Origin of the sequence: Staphylococcus sp. acrmy (genome assembly GCF_022690565.1) — a bacterium.
GTDB lineage: Bacteria > Bacillota > Bacilli > Staphylococcales > Staphylococcaceae > Staphylococcus > Staphylococcus caledonicus.
This window is the reverse complement of sequence record NZ_JALCVE010000002.1, coordinates 79,473-95,894: the sequence shown is the minus strand read 5'-3', so window position 1 is coordinate 95,894 and position 16,422 is coordinate 79,473. Positions and strand designations below refer to the sequence as shown.

Annotated in this window: 12 protein-coding genes; 10 read left to right on the top strand and 2 right to left on the bottom strand. The window is 33.4% G+C overall.

Going from position 1 to position 16,422, the window contains the following annotated elements; genetic code table 11:
* Window positions 1-21: 21 nt before the first annotated feature.
* The 8 genes from smc to rplS all read left to right on the top strand — a co-directional run bounded on the left by smc (window position 22) and on the right by rplS (window position 8,986).
* Window positions 22-3,591: a chromosome segregation protein SMC gene (gene smc, locus FH144_RS02210; protein ID WP_242313489.1), complete on the top strand. Its 3,570-nt coding sequence runs from the start codon at window positions 22-24 to the stop codon at window positions 3,589-3,591.
* Window positions 3,588-4,808, top strand: a complete 1,221-nt coding sequence (gene ftsY, locus FH144_RS02205; RefSeq protein WP_242313488.1) for a signal recognition particle-docking protein FtsY — start codon at window positions 3,588-3,590, stop codon at window positions 4,806-4,808. Before smc ends, ftsY begins: the two co-directional genes overlap by 4 nt.
* Window positions 4,795-5,127 carry a putative DNA-binding protein gene (locus FH144_RS02200; RefSeq protein WP_198611307.1) on the top strand — a complete coding sequence of 111 codons (333 nt, stop codon included), beginning with the start codon at window positions 4,795-4,797 and terminating at the stop codon, window positions 5,125-5,127. Before ftsY ends, FH144_RS02200 begins: the two co-directional genes overlap by 14 nt.
* A gap of 25 nt (window positions 5,128-5,152) precedes the next feature.
* Window positions 5,153-6,523: a signal recognition particle protein gene (ffh, locus tag FH144_RS02195; protein WP_242313487.1), complete on the top strand. Its 1,371-nt coding sequence runs from the start codon at window positions 5,153-5,155 to the stop codon at window positions 6,521-6,523.
* 232 nt (window positions 6,524-6,755) lie between these two features.
* The gene (gene rpsP / locus FH144_RS02190; RefSeq protein ID WP_103166702.1) at window positions 6,756-7,031 is read left to right on the top strand and encodes a 30S ribosomal protein S16; all 276 of its coding nucleotides are present in this window, start codon (window positions 6,756-6,758) and stop codon (window positions 7,029-7,031) included.
* A gap of 259 nt (window positions 7,032-7,290) precedes the next feature.
* Entirely contained in the window at window positions 7,291-7,794 is a 504-nt protein-coding gene (gene rimM / locus FH144_RS02185) for a ribosome maturation factor RimM (RefSeq protein ID WP_242313486.1), read from the top strand.
* Entirely contained in the window at window positions 7,794-8,534 is a 741-nt protein-coding gene (gene trmD, locus FH144_RS02180) for a tRNA (guanosine(37)-N1)-methyltransferase TrmD (RefSeq protein ID WP_242313485.1), read from the top strand. Before rimM ends, trmD begins: the two co-directional genes overlap by 1 nt.
* 101 nt (window positions 8,535-8,635) lie before the next feature.
* The gene (gene rplS / locus FH144_RS02175) at window positions 8,636-8,986 is read left to right on the top strand and encodes a 50S ribosomal protein L19 (RefSeq protein WP_103166699.1); all 351 of its coding nucleotides are present in this window, start codon (window positions 8,636-8,638) and stop codon (window positions 8,984-8,986) included.
* A 348-nt stretch (window positions 8,987-9,334) separates the two neighbouring features.
* Here the strand turns inward: rplS and FH144_RS02170 are convergent, their stop codons facing one another.
* Together FH144_RS02170 and FH144_RS02165 are read right to left on the bottom strand one after the other, a co-directional pair.
* Entirely contained in the window at window positions 9,335-11,944 is a 2,610-nt protein-coding gene (locus FH144_RS02170) for a YfhO family protein (RefSeq protein WP_242313484.1), read from the bottom strand.
* The gene (locus FH144_RS02165) at window positions 11,937-14,537 is read right to left on the bottom strand and encodes a YfhO family protein (RefSeq protein WP_242313483.1); all 2,601 of its coding nucleotides are present in this window, start codon (window positions 14,535-14,537) and stop codon (window positions 11,937-11,939) included. Before FH144_RS02165 ends, FH144_RS02170 begins: the two co-directional genes overlap by 8 nt.
* Window positions 14,538-14,779: 242 nt before the next feature.
* Between FH144_RS02165 and ylqF the strand changes: the two genes are divergently transcribed.
* Both ylqF and FH144_RS02155 read left to right on the top strand, forming a co-directional pair.
* Window positions 14,780-15,664 (top strand): ribosome biogenesis GTPase YlqF, encoded by an 885-nt coding sequence (ylqF, locus tag FH144_RS02160; RefSeq protein ID WP_242313482.1) that lies wholly within the window; start codon window positions 14,780-14,782, stop codon window positions 15,662-15,664.
* On the top strand, window positions 15,648-16,415 hold the full coding sequence (locus FH144_RS02155) for a ribonuclease HII (protein WP_107507625.1): 768 nt from the start codon (window positions 15,648-15,650) through the stop codon (window positions 16,413-16,415). Before ylqF ends, FH144_RS02155 begins: the two co-directional genes overlap by 17 nt.
* Window positions 16,416-16,422 lie beyond the last annotated feature (7 nt).

Sequence of the window (16,422 nt, the reverse complement as noted above, 5' to 3'; positions counted from 1 at the left end):
ATGATTAACAAGGAGAATAGTATGGTGTATTTAAAATCAATAGATGCCATAGGGTTTAAATCATTTGCAGATCGCACCGATGTTCAATTCGATAAAGGTGTAACTGCAATTGTCGGTCCTAATGGTAGTGGGAAAAGTAATATTACAGACGCCATTAAATGGGTGCTAGGCGAGCAATCAGCTAAATCTCTGCGTGGCTCTAAAATGGAAGATATTATTTTCTCAGGTGCAGAACATCGTAGTGCCCAAAATTATGCAGAAGTTCAATTAAAATTAGATAATAAAGCAAGACAACTGCAAATTGATGCTGATGACATTGTGGTCACACGTCGCTTATACCGTAGCGGTGAAAGCGAATATTATTTAAATAATGATAAAGCAAGATTACGTGATATTACTGAGTTGTTCTTAGATTCTGGTTTAGGAAAAGAAGCATTTAGTATTATTTCTCAAGGTAGAGTAGATGAAATACTTAATGCGAAACCTATTCATAGACGTCAAATACTCGAAGAATCTGCAGGTGTATTAAAATACAAAAAAAGAAAAGCTGAATCACTTCAAAAATTAGATAGTACAGAAGATAATTTATCTCGCGTCGAAGATATTTTGTATGATTTAGAAGGGCGAGTTGAGCCCTTGAAAGCTGAAGCTTCGATAGCCAAAGAATATATACAACTATCAAAAGAAATGAAGCAAAGTGATGTAATTGTCACTGTGCATGACATTGACCAATATTCAGAAGACAATCGCGAATTAGATCAACGTCTTAATGATTTAAAGAGTCAACAAGCAGATAAAGAGGCGAAACAAGCTCAAATCACTCAATACTTACAAAAGCAAAAGACCAAGCGTCAACATATTGATAATGAAGTTGAACAATTGAATTATGATTTGATTAGAGCAACTGAAGAGTATGAAAAATATACAGGACAGTTAAATGTCTTAGAAGAAAGAAAACGTAACCAATCTGAAACAAATGCTCGCTTTGAAGAGGAATTAGAGAATCTTAATCACGAATTAGATACTGTACAACGTGAGAAAGAAAGTGTTGAACAACAACGTGCTTCTTTAAAAGATAAACAAAAACAACTGAACAACGAAATTCATCAATTAGAATCTCAATTATATGTATCAGATGAACAACATGAAGAAAAGTTAGAAGTGATAAAAAATAATTACTATGAATTAATGTCCGAACAGTCTGATGTAAATAACGATATACGTTTTCTTGAACATACGATTAAGGAAAATGAAGCTAAAAAATCTCGTCTTGATTCACGTTTAGTCGAAGCATTTAATCAACTTAAAGAAATTCAAACAGAAATTACTACAGTGAATCATCAACATCAAGAGACTTTAAAACAACTCAAAGATATTGAAAAAAATACGCAACAACTTGAGAAAGATTTATCCGAAGCTAAACGTCTACAAACAGAGTATGAAGATAAGTTATATCAAGCATACCGTTATACAGATAAAATGAAAGCAAGAGTTGAAAGTTTAGAAACTCAAGAAGAAGATTATACTTATTTCTTTAATGGTGTTAAACATGTATTAAAAGCCAAACATCACACATTACAAGGGATTCGTGGCGCTGTAGCTGAAGTAATTGATGTACCTTCTGAATTAACACAAGCGATAGAAACCGCATTAGGTGCTTCCTTACAACATATTATAGTTGATACGGAAAAAGATGGACGTCAGGCTATCCAATTTTTAAAACAAAAAGGTCTAGGCAGAGCAACCTTCCTACCCTTGAATGTAATTAAGCCAAGAAGATTAACTACGGATATTAGACAAATAGCACAAAATTCAAACGGGTTTATTAATGTAGCCTCAGAGGCTGTGCGTGTAAATTCCGAATATCAAGATGTAGTTGGCAACCTTCTAGGTACCACTATCATCGTGGATAACCTTAAAAACGCCAATGAACTTGCGAGAGCTATTCAATATAAGACGAGAATTGTTACGCTTGAAGGGGATATAGTAAACTCAGGCGGTTCAATGACTGGTGGCGGCGCGCGTAAAACTAAAAGTATCTTGTCACAAAAAGATGAGTTAACTACAATGCGTACGCAATTACAACAATATGAAACACAAACACAAGAATTTGAAAAACAATTGCAACAACAAAAAGATAAAGTTGAAAAAATGAGTGAATCGTATTTCACTTTGAGCCAACAATATAATGAAGTTAAAGAGACATCTCATAATGAAGCGCTTCAGTTAGATCGTTTAAAAACACAAGAAACACATATTAAAGATGAACATGAAGAATTTGAGTTTGAGAAAAATGATGGTTACCAAAGTGAACAAAGTCGTATTACTTTAACTGAAAAACAAAATCGTTTATCTACGATTAAAGAACAACTTAAACAACTTGAAGAAGATATTGAACGCTATACTCAACTTTCTAAAGAAGGAAAAGAAAATACTACACAAGTTCAACAACAATTAAATCAAAAACGTTCTGATCTCGCCGTAGTTAAAGAACGAATGAATGCTCATAAATCATCTTTAGAGCGAATTGACAAACAAATTACTAATATAAGCCAACAATTACATGACGTACAAGAAAAAATCGAATTGTTTAATTCCGACGATATGATGGGTAAGCAAGCTTTTGACAAGCTTCAAGCTAATATTGAAGAAAAAGAAACCTTGCGTGAAACAATAACGAATAAATTAAAAGATTTAAAACAACAACGCATGGATATTAATGAAGATATAGAAATTCATGAAGCCAAACTTCAAGAATATCATCAAGATTTACTTTCTATTGAAAGTTTTTATCAAGATATTAAAGCGCAACAATCTAAATTAGATGTCCTAATCAATCATGCCATTGATCATTTGAATGAAACGTATCAATTAACTGTAGAACGTGCACGAGAAGAGTACCATTCAGATGATACGATTGACTCTCTTAGAAAAAAAGTGAAACTTACTAAGATGTCGATTGACGAATTAGGACCAGTGAATATCAATGCCATCGAACAATTTGAAGAATTAAATGAACGATATACCTTCCTTAACGATCAACGTAACGATTTACGTGAAGCCAAACATACACTTGAACAAGTTATAAGTGAAATGGATCAAGAGGTTAAGGGACGTTTCAAAGATACTTTCTTACAAGTGCAAGAACATTTTTCTACAGTATTTCAGTCGTTATTTGGCGGAGGACATGCTAAATTAGAATTAACTGATGATGACTATTTATCAGCAGGAGTAGATATTATAGTACAACCTCCTGGTAAGAAGTTACAGCACTTATCTTTATTAAGTGGCGGTGAACGTGCTTTAAGTGCTATTGCATTACTTTTCGCCATATTGAAGGTTCGTTCCGCGCCATTTGTTATACTAGATGAAGTAGAAGCGGCACTTGATGAAGCTAACGTGATACGCTATGCCCAATTTTTAAAAGAATTATCTATGCAAACCCAATTCATCGTTATTACACACCGTAAAGGAACAATGGAATATTCCGACCGTTTATACGGCGTGACGATGCAAGAATCAGGCGTTTCTAAATTAGTAAGTGTAAATTTAAATACAATAGATGAGGTTATGGAGGAGGAACAAGTATGAGTTTCTTTAAACGATTAAAAGATAAATTTTCAACTAAATCTACAGATGATATTGAACAAGAACTAACTGAAGAAGAAGCCCCAAGTGGTGAACCTTCACAAGAAGATAGCGATTCAGAGTTTGCGCCTAGAAAGAAACCACGTAAATTAAGTGAAGCCGACTTTGACGATGATGGTTTAATTTCAATTGAAGACTTTGAAGAAATCGAAGCTCAAAAAATGGGTGCGAAATTCAAAGCTGGTTTAGAAAAATCACGTCAAAACTTCCAAGAACAATTAAATAATTTAATTGCACGTTATAGAACTGTTGATGAAGAATTCTTCGAAGCTTTAGAAGAAATGTTGATTACAGCAGATGTAGGTTTTAATACAGTGATGCAACTAACTGAAGAATTACGTGTAGAAGCACAACGCCGTAATATCCAAGAAACTGAAGATTTACGTGAAGTTATTGTGGAAAAAATTGTCGAAATTTACCATCAAGAAGATGATCATTCAGAAGCAATGAATCTTGAAGATGGACGTTTAAACGTTATCTTAATGGTAGGTGTCAATGGTGTAGGTAAAACTACAACTATCGGTAAGTTAGCTCACCGTTATAAAATGGAAGGCAAAAAAGTAATGCTTGCCGCGGGTGACACTTTCAGAGCTGGAGCTATAGACCAATTACAAGTTTGGGGCGACCGCGTAGGTGTAGAAGTAGTTAAACAAAGTGAAGGTTCAGATCCAGCAGCCGTAGTTTACGATGCAATTAATGCAGCTAAAAATAAAGGTATAGATATTTTAATCTGTGATACAGCAGGTCGTTTACAAAATAAAGCTAACTTAATGCAAGAGTTAGATAAAATGAAACGTGTGATTAATCGCGCCGTACCAGATGCACCACACGAAGCACTATTATGTTTAGATGCTACAACAGGACAAAACGCATTGTCTCAAGCACGTTCATTTAAAGAAGTAACAAATGTTTCAGGTATCGTATTAACTAAATTAGATGGTACTGCCAAAGGTGGTATCGTACTTGCGATTAGAAACGAGCTCCATATTCCAGTTAAATACGTAGGTCTAGGTGAAAAATTAGACGATTTACAACCATTCAACCCTGAAAGCTATGTTTATGGTTTATTCGCCGATATGATTGAACAAAATGAAGATATCCCTGAAGAAATAGCCAACTCAGACTCTGAGAATGAGGAACACACACATGGGGAAAAATGATTTAGTCAAAACGTTAAGAATGAATTATTTATTTGACTTTTATCAATCATTATTGACCGAAAAACAACGTAATTATCTTGAATTATTTTATCTAAAAGATTACTCATTAAGTGAGATTGCAGAGACATTTGATGTGAGTAGACAAGCAGTTTATGATAATATAAGAAGAACTGGCGATTTAGTTGAAAATTATGAAACTAAGCTAAATTTATATGAAAAGTTCCAACAACGCCAACATATCTATGAACAGATGAAATTATCACTAAAAGATGCTAATAAATTACAACATTATATTAATCAATTAGAAGAACTTGAATAACTAGAGACAAAGGAGGGCAATTAATATGGCATTTGAAGGATTATCCGATCGTTTGCAGAATACAATGCAAAAAATTCGTGGTAAAGGTAAAGTGACTGAAGCAGACATTAAAACTATGATGCGTGAAGTACGTCTTGCTTTACTTGAAGCCGATGTTAACTTTAAAGTAGTAAAAGATTTCGTAAAAACTGTATCAGATCGCGCCCTAGGATCAGACGTAATGCAATCATTAACGCCTGGTCAACAAGTCATAAAAATTGTACAAGATGAATTAACACAATTAATGGGAGGAGAAAACACTTCCATTACAATGGCTAATAAACCACCAACAGTCGTAATGATGGTCGGTTTACAAGGTGCCGGTAAAACAACAACTGCCGGTAAATTAGCGTTATTAATGCGCAAAAAATATAATAAAAAACCAATGTTAGTCGCTGCCGATATTTATCGTCCAGCTGCGATTAACCAATTACAAACAGTAGGTAAACAAATTGACATCCCAGTGTATAGTGAAGGGGATCAAGTTAAACCTCAACAGATTGTTGAAAATGCTTTACAACACGCTAAAGAAGAACATTTAGATTTTGTGATTATCGATACTGCTGGACGTTTGCACATTGATGAAACATTAATGAATGAACTTCAAGAAGTGAAAGAAATTTCAAAACCAAATGAAATTATGTTAGTAGTAGATGCTATGACCGGTCAAGATGCCGTGAATGTAGCACAATCATTTGACGATCAATTAGATGTTTCAGGTGTAACGCTAACTAAATTAGATGGCGACACACGTGGTGGTGCGGCATTATCTATTCGTGCAGTTACTCAAAAACCTATTAAATTTGTAGGTATGAGTGAAAAGCTAGACGGTCTAGAATTATTCCATCCTGAACGTATGGCTTCTCGTATCCTTGGTATGGGCGACGTTTTAAGTCTCATTGAAAAGGCGCAACAAGATGTTGACCAAGACAAAGCTAAAGACTTAGAAAAGAAAATGCGTGATTCTTCATTTACATTGGATGATTTCTTAGAACAATTAGATCAAGTTAAAAACTTAGGTCCACTTGATGATATTATGAAAATGATTCCAGGTATGAATAAGATGAAAGGCATGGATAATTTAAATATGAGCGAAAAACAAATCGATCATATTAAAGCAATTATTCAATCTATGACACCGGCAGAAAGAGAAAATCCAGCTGTCTTAAATGTATCTCGTAAAAAACGTATCGCTAAAGGTTCTGGTCGTTCATTACAAGAAGTGAACAGATTAATGAAGCAGTTTAACGATATGAAGAAAATGATGAAACAATTTACTGGCGGTAGTCGTAAAGGTAAAAAAGGTAAACGTAGTCAAATGGAAAATATGCTGAAAGGCATGAACTTACCATTTTAATAAAATAAATGAGGAGCGGGATTGGAATCTTTGGTAATTTCATTAGATTTCAGTCGCCGCTCCTTTAAAGTTAAAAGTAAGTTATTCAATGACTAAAAATAGACAATAAATTTTACTTAATGAGATAAATTTATTTGGTAAAGAAAAAACTCTTTACAAAGTTTTATGTTCCTGTTATCATTATTTCTTGTAGAAAATAAAAAATGAAAAGATTTAAAGGAGAGTTTTATATATGGCAGTTAAAATTCGTTTAACTCGTTTAGGTTCAAAAAGAAATCCATTCTATCGTATCGTTGTAGCTGATGCTCGTGCGCCACGTGACGGTCGTATCATCGAACAAATCGGTACTTATAATCCAGCTAGCGTTAATGCTCCAGAAGTTAAAATTGACGAAGAATTAGCTTTAAAATGGTTAAAAGACGGAGCTAAACCAACTGATACAGTTCACAATATCTTATCTAAACAAGGTATTTTAAAAACTTTTGACGAACAAAAACATACTAAATAATTAGTACAAACTTTATTATAATAGAGTTTAACGAGCCTAGGGCATTGATATTAGAATGTTCTAGGCTCGTTAGTTTAGAACAAGTTAACGAGTAAGAAACTATGTTCAACCTTAATTCTATTGATGGGCGGGGTGATGAAATCGTTGAGAATCAATTAGATTTCCACTCCGCTTTCTTATGGTTAAAAGTTACTTAAATGCATGGTATGATAAATATATTATTTTAAAATAACTATAAAGTGTTGAGAGAGGTGCAAGCATGCAAGTTGAGGTTGGCCAAATTGTAAATACACATGGTATAAAAGGTGAGGTTAAAGTAAAATCTAACTCTGATTTTACAGAAACCCGTTTTCAACCTGGAGAAACTTTGTTTGTAAAACATAATAATAATGAAATTGAGCTCACAATCACATCCTATCGTGTGCACAAAGGCTTTCATATGCTTAAATTTAAAGGTATAGATAATATTAATGATGTAGAACATTATAAAGGAGATTATTTATACCAAGAACGCGATCATGATGATATTGAATTAGACGAAAATGAATTTTATTATTCAGATATCATCGGTTGTACAGTGTTTAACGAGGAAAATACTCCTATTGGACGTGTGATTAATATTTTCGAAACCGGCGCAAATGATGTGTGGGTAGTTAAAGGAGATAAAGAATATCTTATTCCTTATATTGCAGATGTAGTAAAAGACGTTGATGTTGATAATAAGACAATTCGAATTACACCTATGGAAGGATTGTTAGATTAATGAAAATCGATTATTTAACGTTATTCCCTGAAATGTTTGAGGGTGTCCTTCAACATTCGATTTTAAAACGTGCTCAAGATAAAGAAATTATCACAGTTAATACTGTTAATTTTAGAGATTATGCGATTAATAAGCATAATCAAGTTGATGATTATCCATTTGGTGGAGGCCAAGGGATGGTATTAAAGCCAGAACCTGTGTTTAATGCGATGAAAGATTTACAACGTAGTGAAAAAACACGAGTGATTTTAATGTGCCCTCAAGGTCGTCCATTTTCTCAAAAAATTGCACAAGAATTGAGTGAAGAAGAACATCTTGTATTTATTTGTGGTCACTATGAAGGATACGATGAACGTATTAGAGAGCATTTAGTGACTGATGAAATTTCAATGGGGGATTATGTCCTAACAGGCGGAGAATTGCCTGCAATGACAATGACAGATGCTATTGTACGCTTAATACCAGGTGTCTTAGGTAATCAACAATCTCATCAAGATGATTCTTTTTCAGATGGGTTACTAGAATTTCCTCAATATACTCGTCCAAGAGAATTTGAAGAAATGACTGTGCCAGATGTCTTATTATCTGGAAATCATGCCAACATTGAACAGTGGCGTCATGAGCAAAAATTAATTCGAACGTATACTAAACGTCCTGACTTGTTAGAAGATTATCCTTTAACTAAAAAAGATAAAGAAATTATAGAAAGCTATAAAAAGCAATTGAAAAACGAGAAGTAGTATGCTAATATATATCAAGTGTGAAAAGACACTAAAAATCACTATGATCCGCTGCTATATGTATGTCGAGGCAAGAACATAGGTTGAAGGAGAGTATATAAATGAGTAATCATAAGTTAATCGAAGCAGTAACTAAATCACAATTACGCACTGACTTACCAGCTTTCCGTACTGGTGACACTTTACGTGTACACGTACGTATCGTTGAGGGTTCACGTGAACGTGTCCAAGTATTCGAAGGTGTTGTAATTAAACGTCGTGGTGGAGGAATTTCTGAAACTTTCACAGTTCGTAAAATTTCTTCAGGTGTAGGTGTGGAACGTACATTCCCATTACACACTCCAAAAATCGAGAAAATCGAACTTAAACGTCGTGGTAAAGTACGTCGTGCTAAATTATACTATCTACGTAGTTTACGTGGTAAAGCTGCTAGAATCCAAGAAATTCGTTAATCAGCATTATAAACATAAGCATGAGATAAAGGTTAGCAACAACAGTTATCTTACAAATAAGCTTCTAGTATCTTCTTGTAGAGGAGATATTAGAAGCTTTTTATTTTAGTAGTGATTTGTGAGAGAATCGCATTTTAGTGCACATTCATTCTAGTCAACCTCGCCGGGGCAAGACTACGAAATCTTAGAAATTGCATTAGATTTCTGTCCCGCTCCTTAGATTTATATCCCGCTCCATAACAATACGAAGTATTGATAAAAGAAGCGTAGAGAAGATTCATGATTGAATCATCTCTACGCTATTACTTTGGGATTTTTATCCCAATTTAATCTTATATATAACTACTTCTAGTGTTTTCTTTTTAACCAAAGACTAAATACAATGCTAAGCACGATACCTATAACACTTACAATGATTAAAGGATAAAAATATGGTGGAGTGTAAGTTACTCGGATATGCGTATCTCCCTTACTGACAAGAATCGCAGTCATAATGCCATTTGCTTCTTTTACATCGACATCTCTACCATTCACTGTCGCATGCATACCTTTAGCATAAACGGTAGGAAGAACGACGTAACCGGAGCTTTGTTTAGGTTTTGTCACTGAGTAACCATTTCGTTCTTCTTGTACTTTAACAGGTGTTAAATCCTCTGTCGCTTTGTGTAGAGTATGATAGTCTTCTCCGTAAATTCCTTTAATAGATAGGCGATAGTTACCAGTCGATAATCGTACTTTTAATTCATCAGATGATTTCACTCGCATTGTGACAGGTGTTACAAAACGTCGATATTTATAGGTCAATTCATTTCGATTTTGTGAATATTCATTGATACCTACTGTGTGTGCTTTATCAGGTGAGAGTAACTCGACGTCCATTTCTACATATAAATCTTTGTACTTATTAGCAATAGAATTAGGCAAATTTAATGTTACGCCACCGTTATCTTTGTTCACTTTTAAATGATCCTTATCTTTCCAAGTTGCATCTCTGGTAGAAATGTCCGCTTCATCTAATAAATTTTCGTTTTTAGGAAGTGAAGTAGTCGATTTCTCTGAAGGTTGGTCAAAGACGACGCCCTGTAACATAGCTTGTTCACGATCTAAAGGAGATTTAAGTTCATCAGCCTCATAAATCTTATCAGTAACATGTGCTGCTGGATAATCCGTTGTATTTTTACTATGAACTAATTTATCTTTGCCATTTACGAAAGTATCTACCTTTTTAAAGCCATAAGGCATGTTTAAGTCGTTTGGATGACGGAAGCGATCTTGTACATTCCATAAGGCCTCGAGATTAGCACGGTTGCCTAAATAACGATACGTACTATTTTTATCTACAGGCATATTAATTTGCATTAATTTATCATAATATTTCAATATATCTCCATCGAAAATACTGGAATATAATGAAATGCCATTATAGTGATAGATAAAAGGCGAATTAAGCGCATATCCTGACATATAATCGATGCGATGGAATGGATCTTGATTGTCTTGATTTAACTTGTCGATAGTTTTTGCAAGTACAGGGTTGTGATAGCTTGGATCTTTAATTGTATCTGTAGTCGTCGCGTATGGATCAATAGTGCGTTGTCTTGAATCATGGGTCATAACGACTTGTTGAATGATAAATAGGACAACAATAGCTAATAGTACGAAAGAGTTATTGAGCCACTTTTTCTGCCAGACAAGTAATGCCAAGACGATGATGATAAGAAACGCTACAATCATCCAGTTGACGAAGTTATCTGCTATTATAAAACGCACAATACCTACTATTAAAACAGGTAGAGCTGCAAATGAAAATTGCTTCATAGATAGTTCTGACAAATGTTGAATATATAACGCACATAACGCACTAGTAGATAGAACTAAAAAGTATACCCAACGACGCTGTGGTAATGAGAAACCGTTAAATGCGCTATCAAAATACTGTGATAGTGAGCCGATGAGTAAAAACCAAGTGATTATGGCAAACAAGCGATAATAATAGTATTTATAGAGTTTAAAAGTTAACAACGCAACAAGTGCAACAAGCGTAATCGTAATATAAAAACCATTTGAGAATATATAATAATTATTATTTGTTAAATCAGTAAATAATGAGATTTTAAAATCACTATTTTGCTGTCTATCATTATTTAAAAATGATGAGACGCCTGTATAAAATCCCCAAATACTTGATAGCACGGCTAGTATTACACCAATTACGAGTAAATAGAACTTTTGCCAACGTGTAACTATATCGTAGCGATAGTGGAAGATAATACGTAATATAAAGTAAATGCCTAGTACTATCGCTTGGTAGTAACTAAAATAAAAGTTAGACAACAGTGTTATTGCTACTGAGAAAATAAATAATCCAATTTTACGTTGTTGGAAAAATCGTTCCATGCCCCAAAGTGATAAAGGTAAAAATATTAATAAATTACCATAAAATGACCATGTGAAATTATAATAAAGTACAACGGTCGATAAGCCATACAAGATGGTGGCAATCATCAGTGGAGCAGGTTTTAATTTTAAATATCTAAAATAGTAAAACGCACAAATAAATGAAATCACACTTCGGACATAGGCTACTATGAGTTGGTTAGTGGGCCAAAAACTGATGTCGTGAGGATTCCAGTTTAATAAATGTTCACCTAACCAGATAATTAAAAAATTGAGCCACATAATTGGTGATAATGAGTAATAGTAAGCTAAACCTTTAACATAGTCTCCGCCTAAGCCAAATGAATGGTCGTAAAAACCTCTTAAGTGAGTTATATGTTCGTATAAATAAAGTTGAAATGGCATCATTTGTCTAAAGCCATCACCGGAACCGCTAAATACTACGCCATCTTTGATGAAATCTCGAATAAATGGATAATAAATAGTTAAGGTTAATAAATTGGCAATGATAAATATAAATCCGAAGGTCCATAACGTTTTCGTCCAAACTTTCTTAATCAATGTGCTTCCTCATCTTTCTTTTTGAATTGCTAAATCTAACAAATATAATACTTATAATGATACTTATTAATGAAATGATTATCATGGTATTCCAATAAGGTGGTTGGTATTTAATAACAATCTTTTTAGCGTCTTGATTAACGGGCACGCCAGTCATCATATAGTTAACCTTCATTGGTTGAACACGCTTACCATCTACATAAGCGCGCATGCCATGTCGATATGGAATATTAATAGAAGCAATCCCTTTTTTATGGTGTGATAAATGAGCTTCTATACCATTTTTAATATCCTTATAAAATGAATTGAAATCGGCTTTACGATGAGCCTGTTTAAGCGTAGCATAATTCTCTCCGTTTAATTGTTGTAAATTTAAATTAAATTCACCATCTGGGGATAAGGTAATATTAATATTACCATTTTTATCTGGTTGAGTGCGATAGAGCTGAGTATCAACTCCAGTACGATAGGTTGAATTATTAAATAAACGGTGATTAGCATAATTATTGATAGCTACAGTATAGTTACTGTCAGGCTGGCCACGCTTAATCTTCATCGTGATATAGAAATCTTCGTATTTTTTTCTAAGTGTATTAGGAAGATGTAATGAAATAGTTCCTCCCTTGCCACCAACGACTTTATATTTACCATCACTCAATTGTTTTATATTTTTAAATTTAATTGTAGTTTTAGGTAATAAATTGTCAGTTTTGTTTTTATATTTAGCGCCTTTACCCTCCATAATCACGCCATCTAACATCGCATGTTCTCGATCAAGTGCAGTCGATAAGTTCTGACTATTGTATACATTATTTGTGACCTTTACAGATGGTAAATTAAGTTTATTTTCATATATTGTGTATTGCCCACTTGTTTTAATTTTTTGAAAATGGGCAGGTAAATTGCCTTGATAGTCCTTTAACATCATATAGCGAATCGAGAATAGACTAGCGATATTTTGGCGACCATTCATAGATTGATAACGACTTAATGATTCTTCAGCTAAATTTATCTTCAAAGCGTCATAATAAAAATCGAGAATATTATGATGGAAGATACTTGAATATAAGCTAAGACCTTTGAAATGTTGATACATAGGTGTGTTATCTTGCTCGTTTACACGCCAATCAATACGCTCATCTCCTCGTTTAGCGTGATCCATTTCATTTACAAGTGAACGTTGTAAGTCAGAACTATAGAGACTTGAATTAACATAAAACGTATTTGCACGCTCTTGATGGTCTTTAAAATAAATTTGATTTTTAATAAATACTATCGAAACCATGATGCTTAATAGAATAATTGATATTCCATACATATAGCTCAATTTAAGACGATATTTTCTATCTTTTAAAATTAAGATAAATAAGCCAATCAATGAAACAATCGGTACAAGTACTAACCAAGCCACAAACTTGTGGTAAGTAATGGCACTCGCGAAAATTATAATTTCAGCAACGATATTACTGAATACATATGCTTTAATACTTAACGTTCTAAAATATTTAAGAAATAAACCAATAAGCATTGCAGAATTAAATGCTAGGATAAAATGCCAACGTTTCTGAGGCGCAGAAAAACCATTAAATAGTTGGTCAATAAAAGGAATAAAGTTAAATAATATAAAGACAATTGATAATAAAGCAAACAAGCGATAATAGAAATGTTTGTAGAGTTTAAAACATAATAATGCTTGTAGCGTAATAAATAACAAGACAATTAAGTAATTATCGAAGAAGGTATTCGTATTAATATTAAGCTTTTCAAAAGGTTGAACTTCCCCATTGAAGGGCGCACGTCGATTGTTTAAAAAGCTTTGCGCTCCATGAAAGAAAATAAATAAACTATTGCCTAAACCAAGTACCGCACTAATGACTAAGAATAATAGTGCTTTTCCACGTGAAATAGTATCTTTGCGATGTCTAAAGATAAGTCTGATTAATATGTAGCCTGCACCTATAAGTGTTAAATAATATGCGAAATAAAAATTATTGATAAATGATAACGTGATGGTAAAAATGAATAATCCAAACTTCTGTTTTTGTAAAACTCTTTCAATAGATAAGAGTAATAATGGCATCCAAATAAACACATCACTAAAGAACGGCCAATATACAGTGAAACGGTAATATAAAGGCGACATAACAAATAAGAAGGACATAATTAGGCTTATCCAAAGGTTTTTAGTGATAAATCTGCTATACAAATATGTACAATACATCGCAATACTAGCTTTTAAGATTGATACTATAAGGGCATTGACCATCCAAAACATTAAGCCTTCAGTATGTAAAGAAATAAATGATTTTAAAATTATTATAATAAACACGTTAATGATGAATAGTAAATTTGTGGAGAAATAATAGCTTAAATCTGTAAAGAAGTCTCCACCTAAACCAAAGTCAGTGGAATAGAATAGATTGCCTTGACTCCATTTATCAAATAAATACATTTGAATAGGCACCATTTGTTCCATGCCATCATTTGGACCTGTAAATAGTACCCCGTCATGAACAAATCGGTAAATAAGATAGCTATGCCCTAACAATGATAATGCTAGGAATAAGCCGATAAAAATGAATATTTTTTTCATGTTTATACCTCTAAAATAAAGATTACTAATTTAAAATGATACAACACATTTAAATTGTAGGGGATAGATGGGTCGATTAAAAGTAATTATACTTTTTAAATGATTTATTTATAACTATTTAATCACCTAATTAATGAATGATAAAATAGAAGAGATTAATTTAGTAATAGTGGTTAGGTTTCTAATTTTCAAGTATAATCAATAAGTTGAATTCGAATTAAATGAAAGCAAGGTGACAGACTATGGCAATACAATGGTATCCAGGACATATGGCGAAAGCTAAGAGAGAAGTTACAGAACAACTAAAAAAAGTAGATGTTGTGTTTGAATTAGTTGATGCGCGCATTCCTTATAGCTCTAGAAATCCGATGATTGACGATGTAATTAAACAAAAACCTCGTGTTGTTATTTTAAATAAAAAAGATATGTCAAATTTGAAAGAAATGCAGAAATGGGAAGGTTTCTTCATCGATAAAGGTTATTATCCTGTAGCGGTGGATGCTAAACATGGTAAAAATTTAAAAGGCGTAGAAACAGCAGCAATTGAAGCTACTAAAGAGAAATTTGAAAGAGAAAAAGCTAAAGGTCTTAAACCACGTGCAATCAGAGCAATGATTGTAGGCATTCCAAACGTTGGTAAATCTACTTTAATAAATAAGCTAGCTAAGAAGAATATCGCACAAACTGGAAATAAACCAGGTGTTACTAAACAACAACAATGGATTAAAGTAGGACAATCCTTACAACTTTTAGATACGCCGGGAATTTTATGGCCTAAATTTGAAGATGAAACAGTTGGTAAAAAGCTAAGCTTAACGGGTGCAATTAAAGATAGTATTGTACATTTAGATGAAGTAGCAATTTATGGTATGAATTTCCTAATAGAGCACGATATTGATGCATTTAAGCAACATTACAATATAGATGTAGCAGAAGATGCTGAGATCCTAGAATGGTTCGATGCTATAGGGCGCCGTCGTGGCCTTCTCCAAAAAGGTAACGAAGTAGATTATGAAGCTGTGATTGAACTAATTATTAATGATATGCGTAATGCTAAAATTGGAACATATTGTTTTGATTTATATTCAGAAATGAAGAGTGAAATAGATCATGACGCTAACAATTAAGGAAGCGAAAGACTTATTAGAAACGATTCAGTCTGTTGATGACTTGAACCAGCACGAGTTAAATAAGGATGAACGTAAAGGTATTCAACAAAGCATAAATCGACGTCGCAAACAGCTACTAAAAGAGCAAGAGATGATTGAACATTACAATTATATGAATAAATATGAAAACATGTTACTTGAAGAAAATCCGGAAGCTTTAATTTGTGGTATAGATGAAGTTGGTCGGGGGCCTTTAGCAGGGCCCGTAGTAGCATGCGCAGTAATATTAAACACAGGACATAACTTCTTAGGGTTAGATGATTCAAAAAAGTTATCAGCTAATAAACGTGAAATGTTAAATACGCAACTTAAAGAAGATGTACTAGATTATGCTTATGGGATCGCCAGCCCTAAAGAGATAGATGAATTAAATATTTATAATGCAACGAAATTAGCTATGGAGCGTGCTATAGGACAGCTTAAACAACAACCTAATTATTTACTCATTGATGCCATGAAATTAGATAATGATATTCCTCAAACTTCAATTATCAAAGGCGATGCAAAGAGTGTATCGATTGCTGCTGCTAGTGTTATGGCAAAAGAATACAGAGATACGCTAATGAAAGCTTTAGCCGAGGAATATCCTGGTTACGATTTTGAGAAGAATGTAGGCTATGGTACTAAAGCTCACTTAGAAGGATTAAGAAATCTTGGGATTACTCCTTATCATCGCAAAAGTTTCGAACCGATAAAGTCTATGTTGTAATTATTTG

What these genes read in the sequence shown, in the direction of transcription:
- ylqF (WP_242313482.1), top strand. Translation starts at nt 14,780, where the DNA reads ATGGCAATACAATGGTATCCAGGACATATGGCGAAAGCTAAGAGAGAA.
- rplS (WP_103166699.1), top strand. Translation starts at nt 8,636, where the DNA reads ATGAGTAATCATAAGTTAATCGAAGCAGTAACTAAATCACAATTACGC.
- rpsP (WP_103166702.1), top strand. Translation starts at nt 6,756, where the DNA reads ATGGCAGTTAAAATTCGTTTAACTCGTTTAGGTTCAAAAAGAAATCCA.
- FH144_RS02155 (WP_107507625.1), top strand. Translation starts at nt 15,648, where the DNA reads ATGACGCTAACAATTAAGGAAGCGAAAGACTTATTAGAAACGATTCAG.
- trmD (WP_242313485.1), top strand. Translation starts at nt 7,794, where the DNA reads ATGAAAATCGATTATTTAACGTTATTCCCTGAAATGTTTGAGGGTGTC.
- rimM (WP_242313486.1), top strand. Translation starts at nt 7,291, where the DNA reads ATGCAAGTTGAGGTTGGCCAAATTGTAAATACACATGGTATAAAAGGT.
- ftsY (WP_242313488.1), top strand. Translation starts at nt 3,588, where the DNA reads ATGAGTTTCTTTAAACGATTAAAAGATAAATTTTCAACTAAATCTACA.
- FH144_RS02200 (WP_198611307.1), top strand. Translation starts at nt 4,795, where the DNA reads ATGGGGAAAAATGATTTAGTCAAAACGTTAAGAATGAATTATTTATTT.
- ffh (WP_242313487.1), top strand. Translation starts at nt 5,153, where the DNA reads ATGGCATTTGAAGGATTATCCGATCGTTTGCAGAATACAATGCAAAAA.
- FH144_RS02165 (WP_242313483.1), bottom strand. Translation starts at nt 14,537, where the DNA reads ATGAAAAAAATATTCATTTTTATCGGCTTATTCCTAGCATTATCATTG.
- smc (WP_242313489.1), top strand. Translation starts at nt 22, where the DNA reads ATGGTGTATTTAAAATCAATAGATGCCATAGGGTTTAAATCATTTGCA.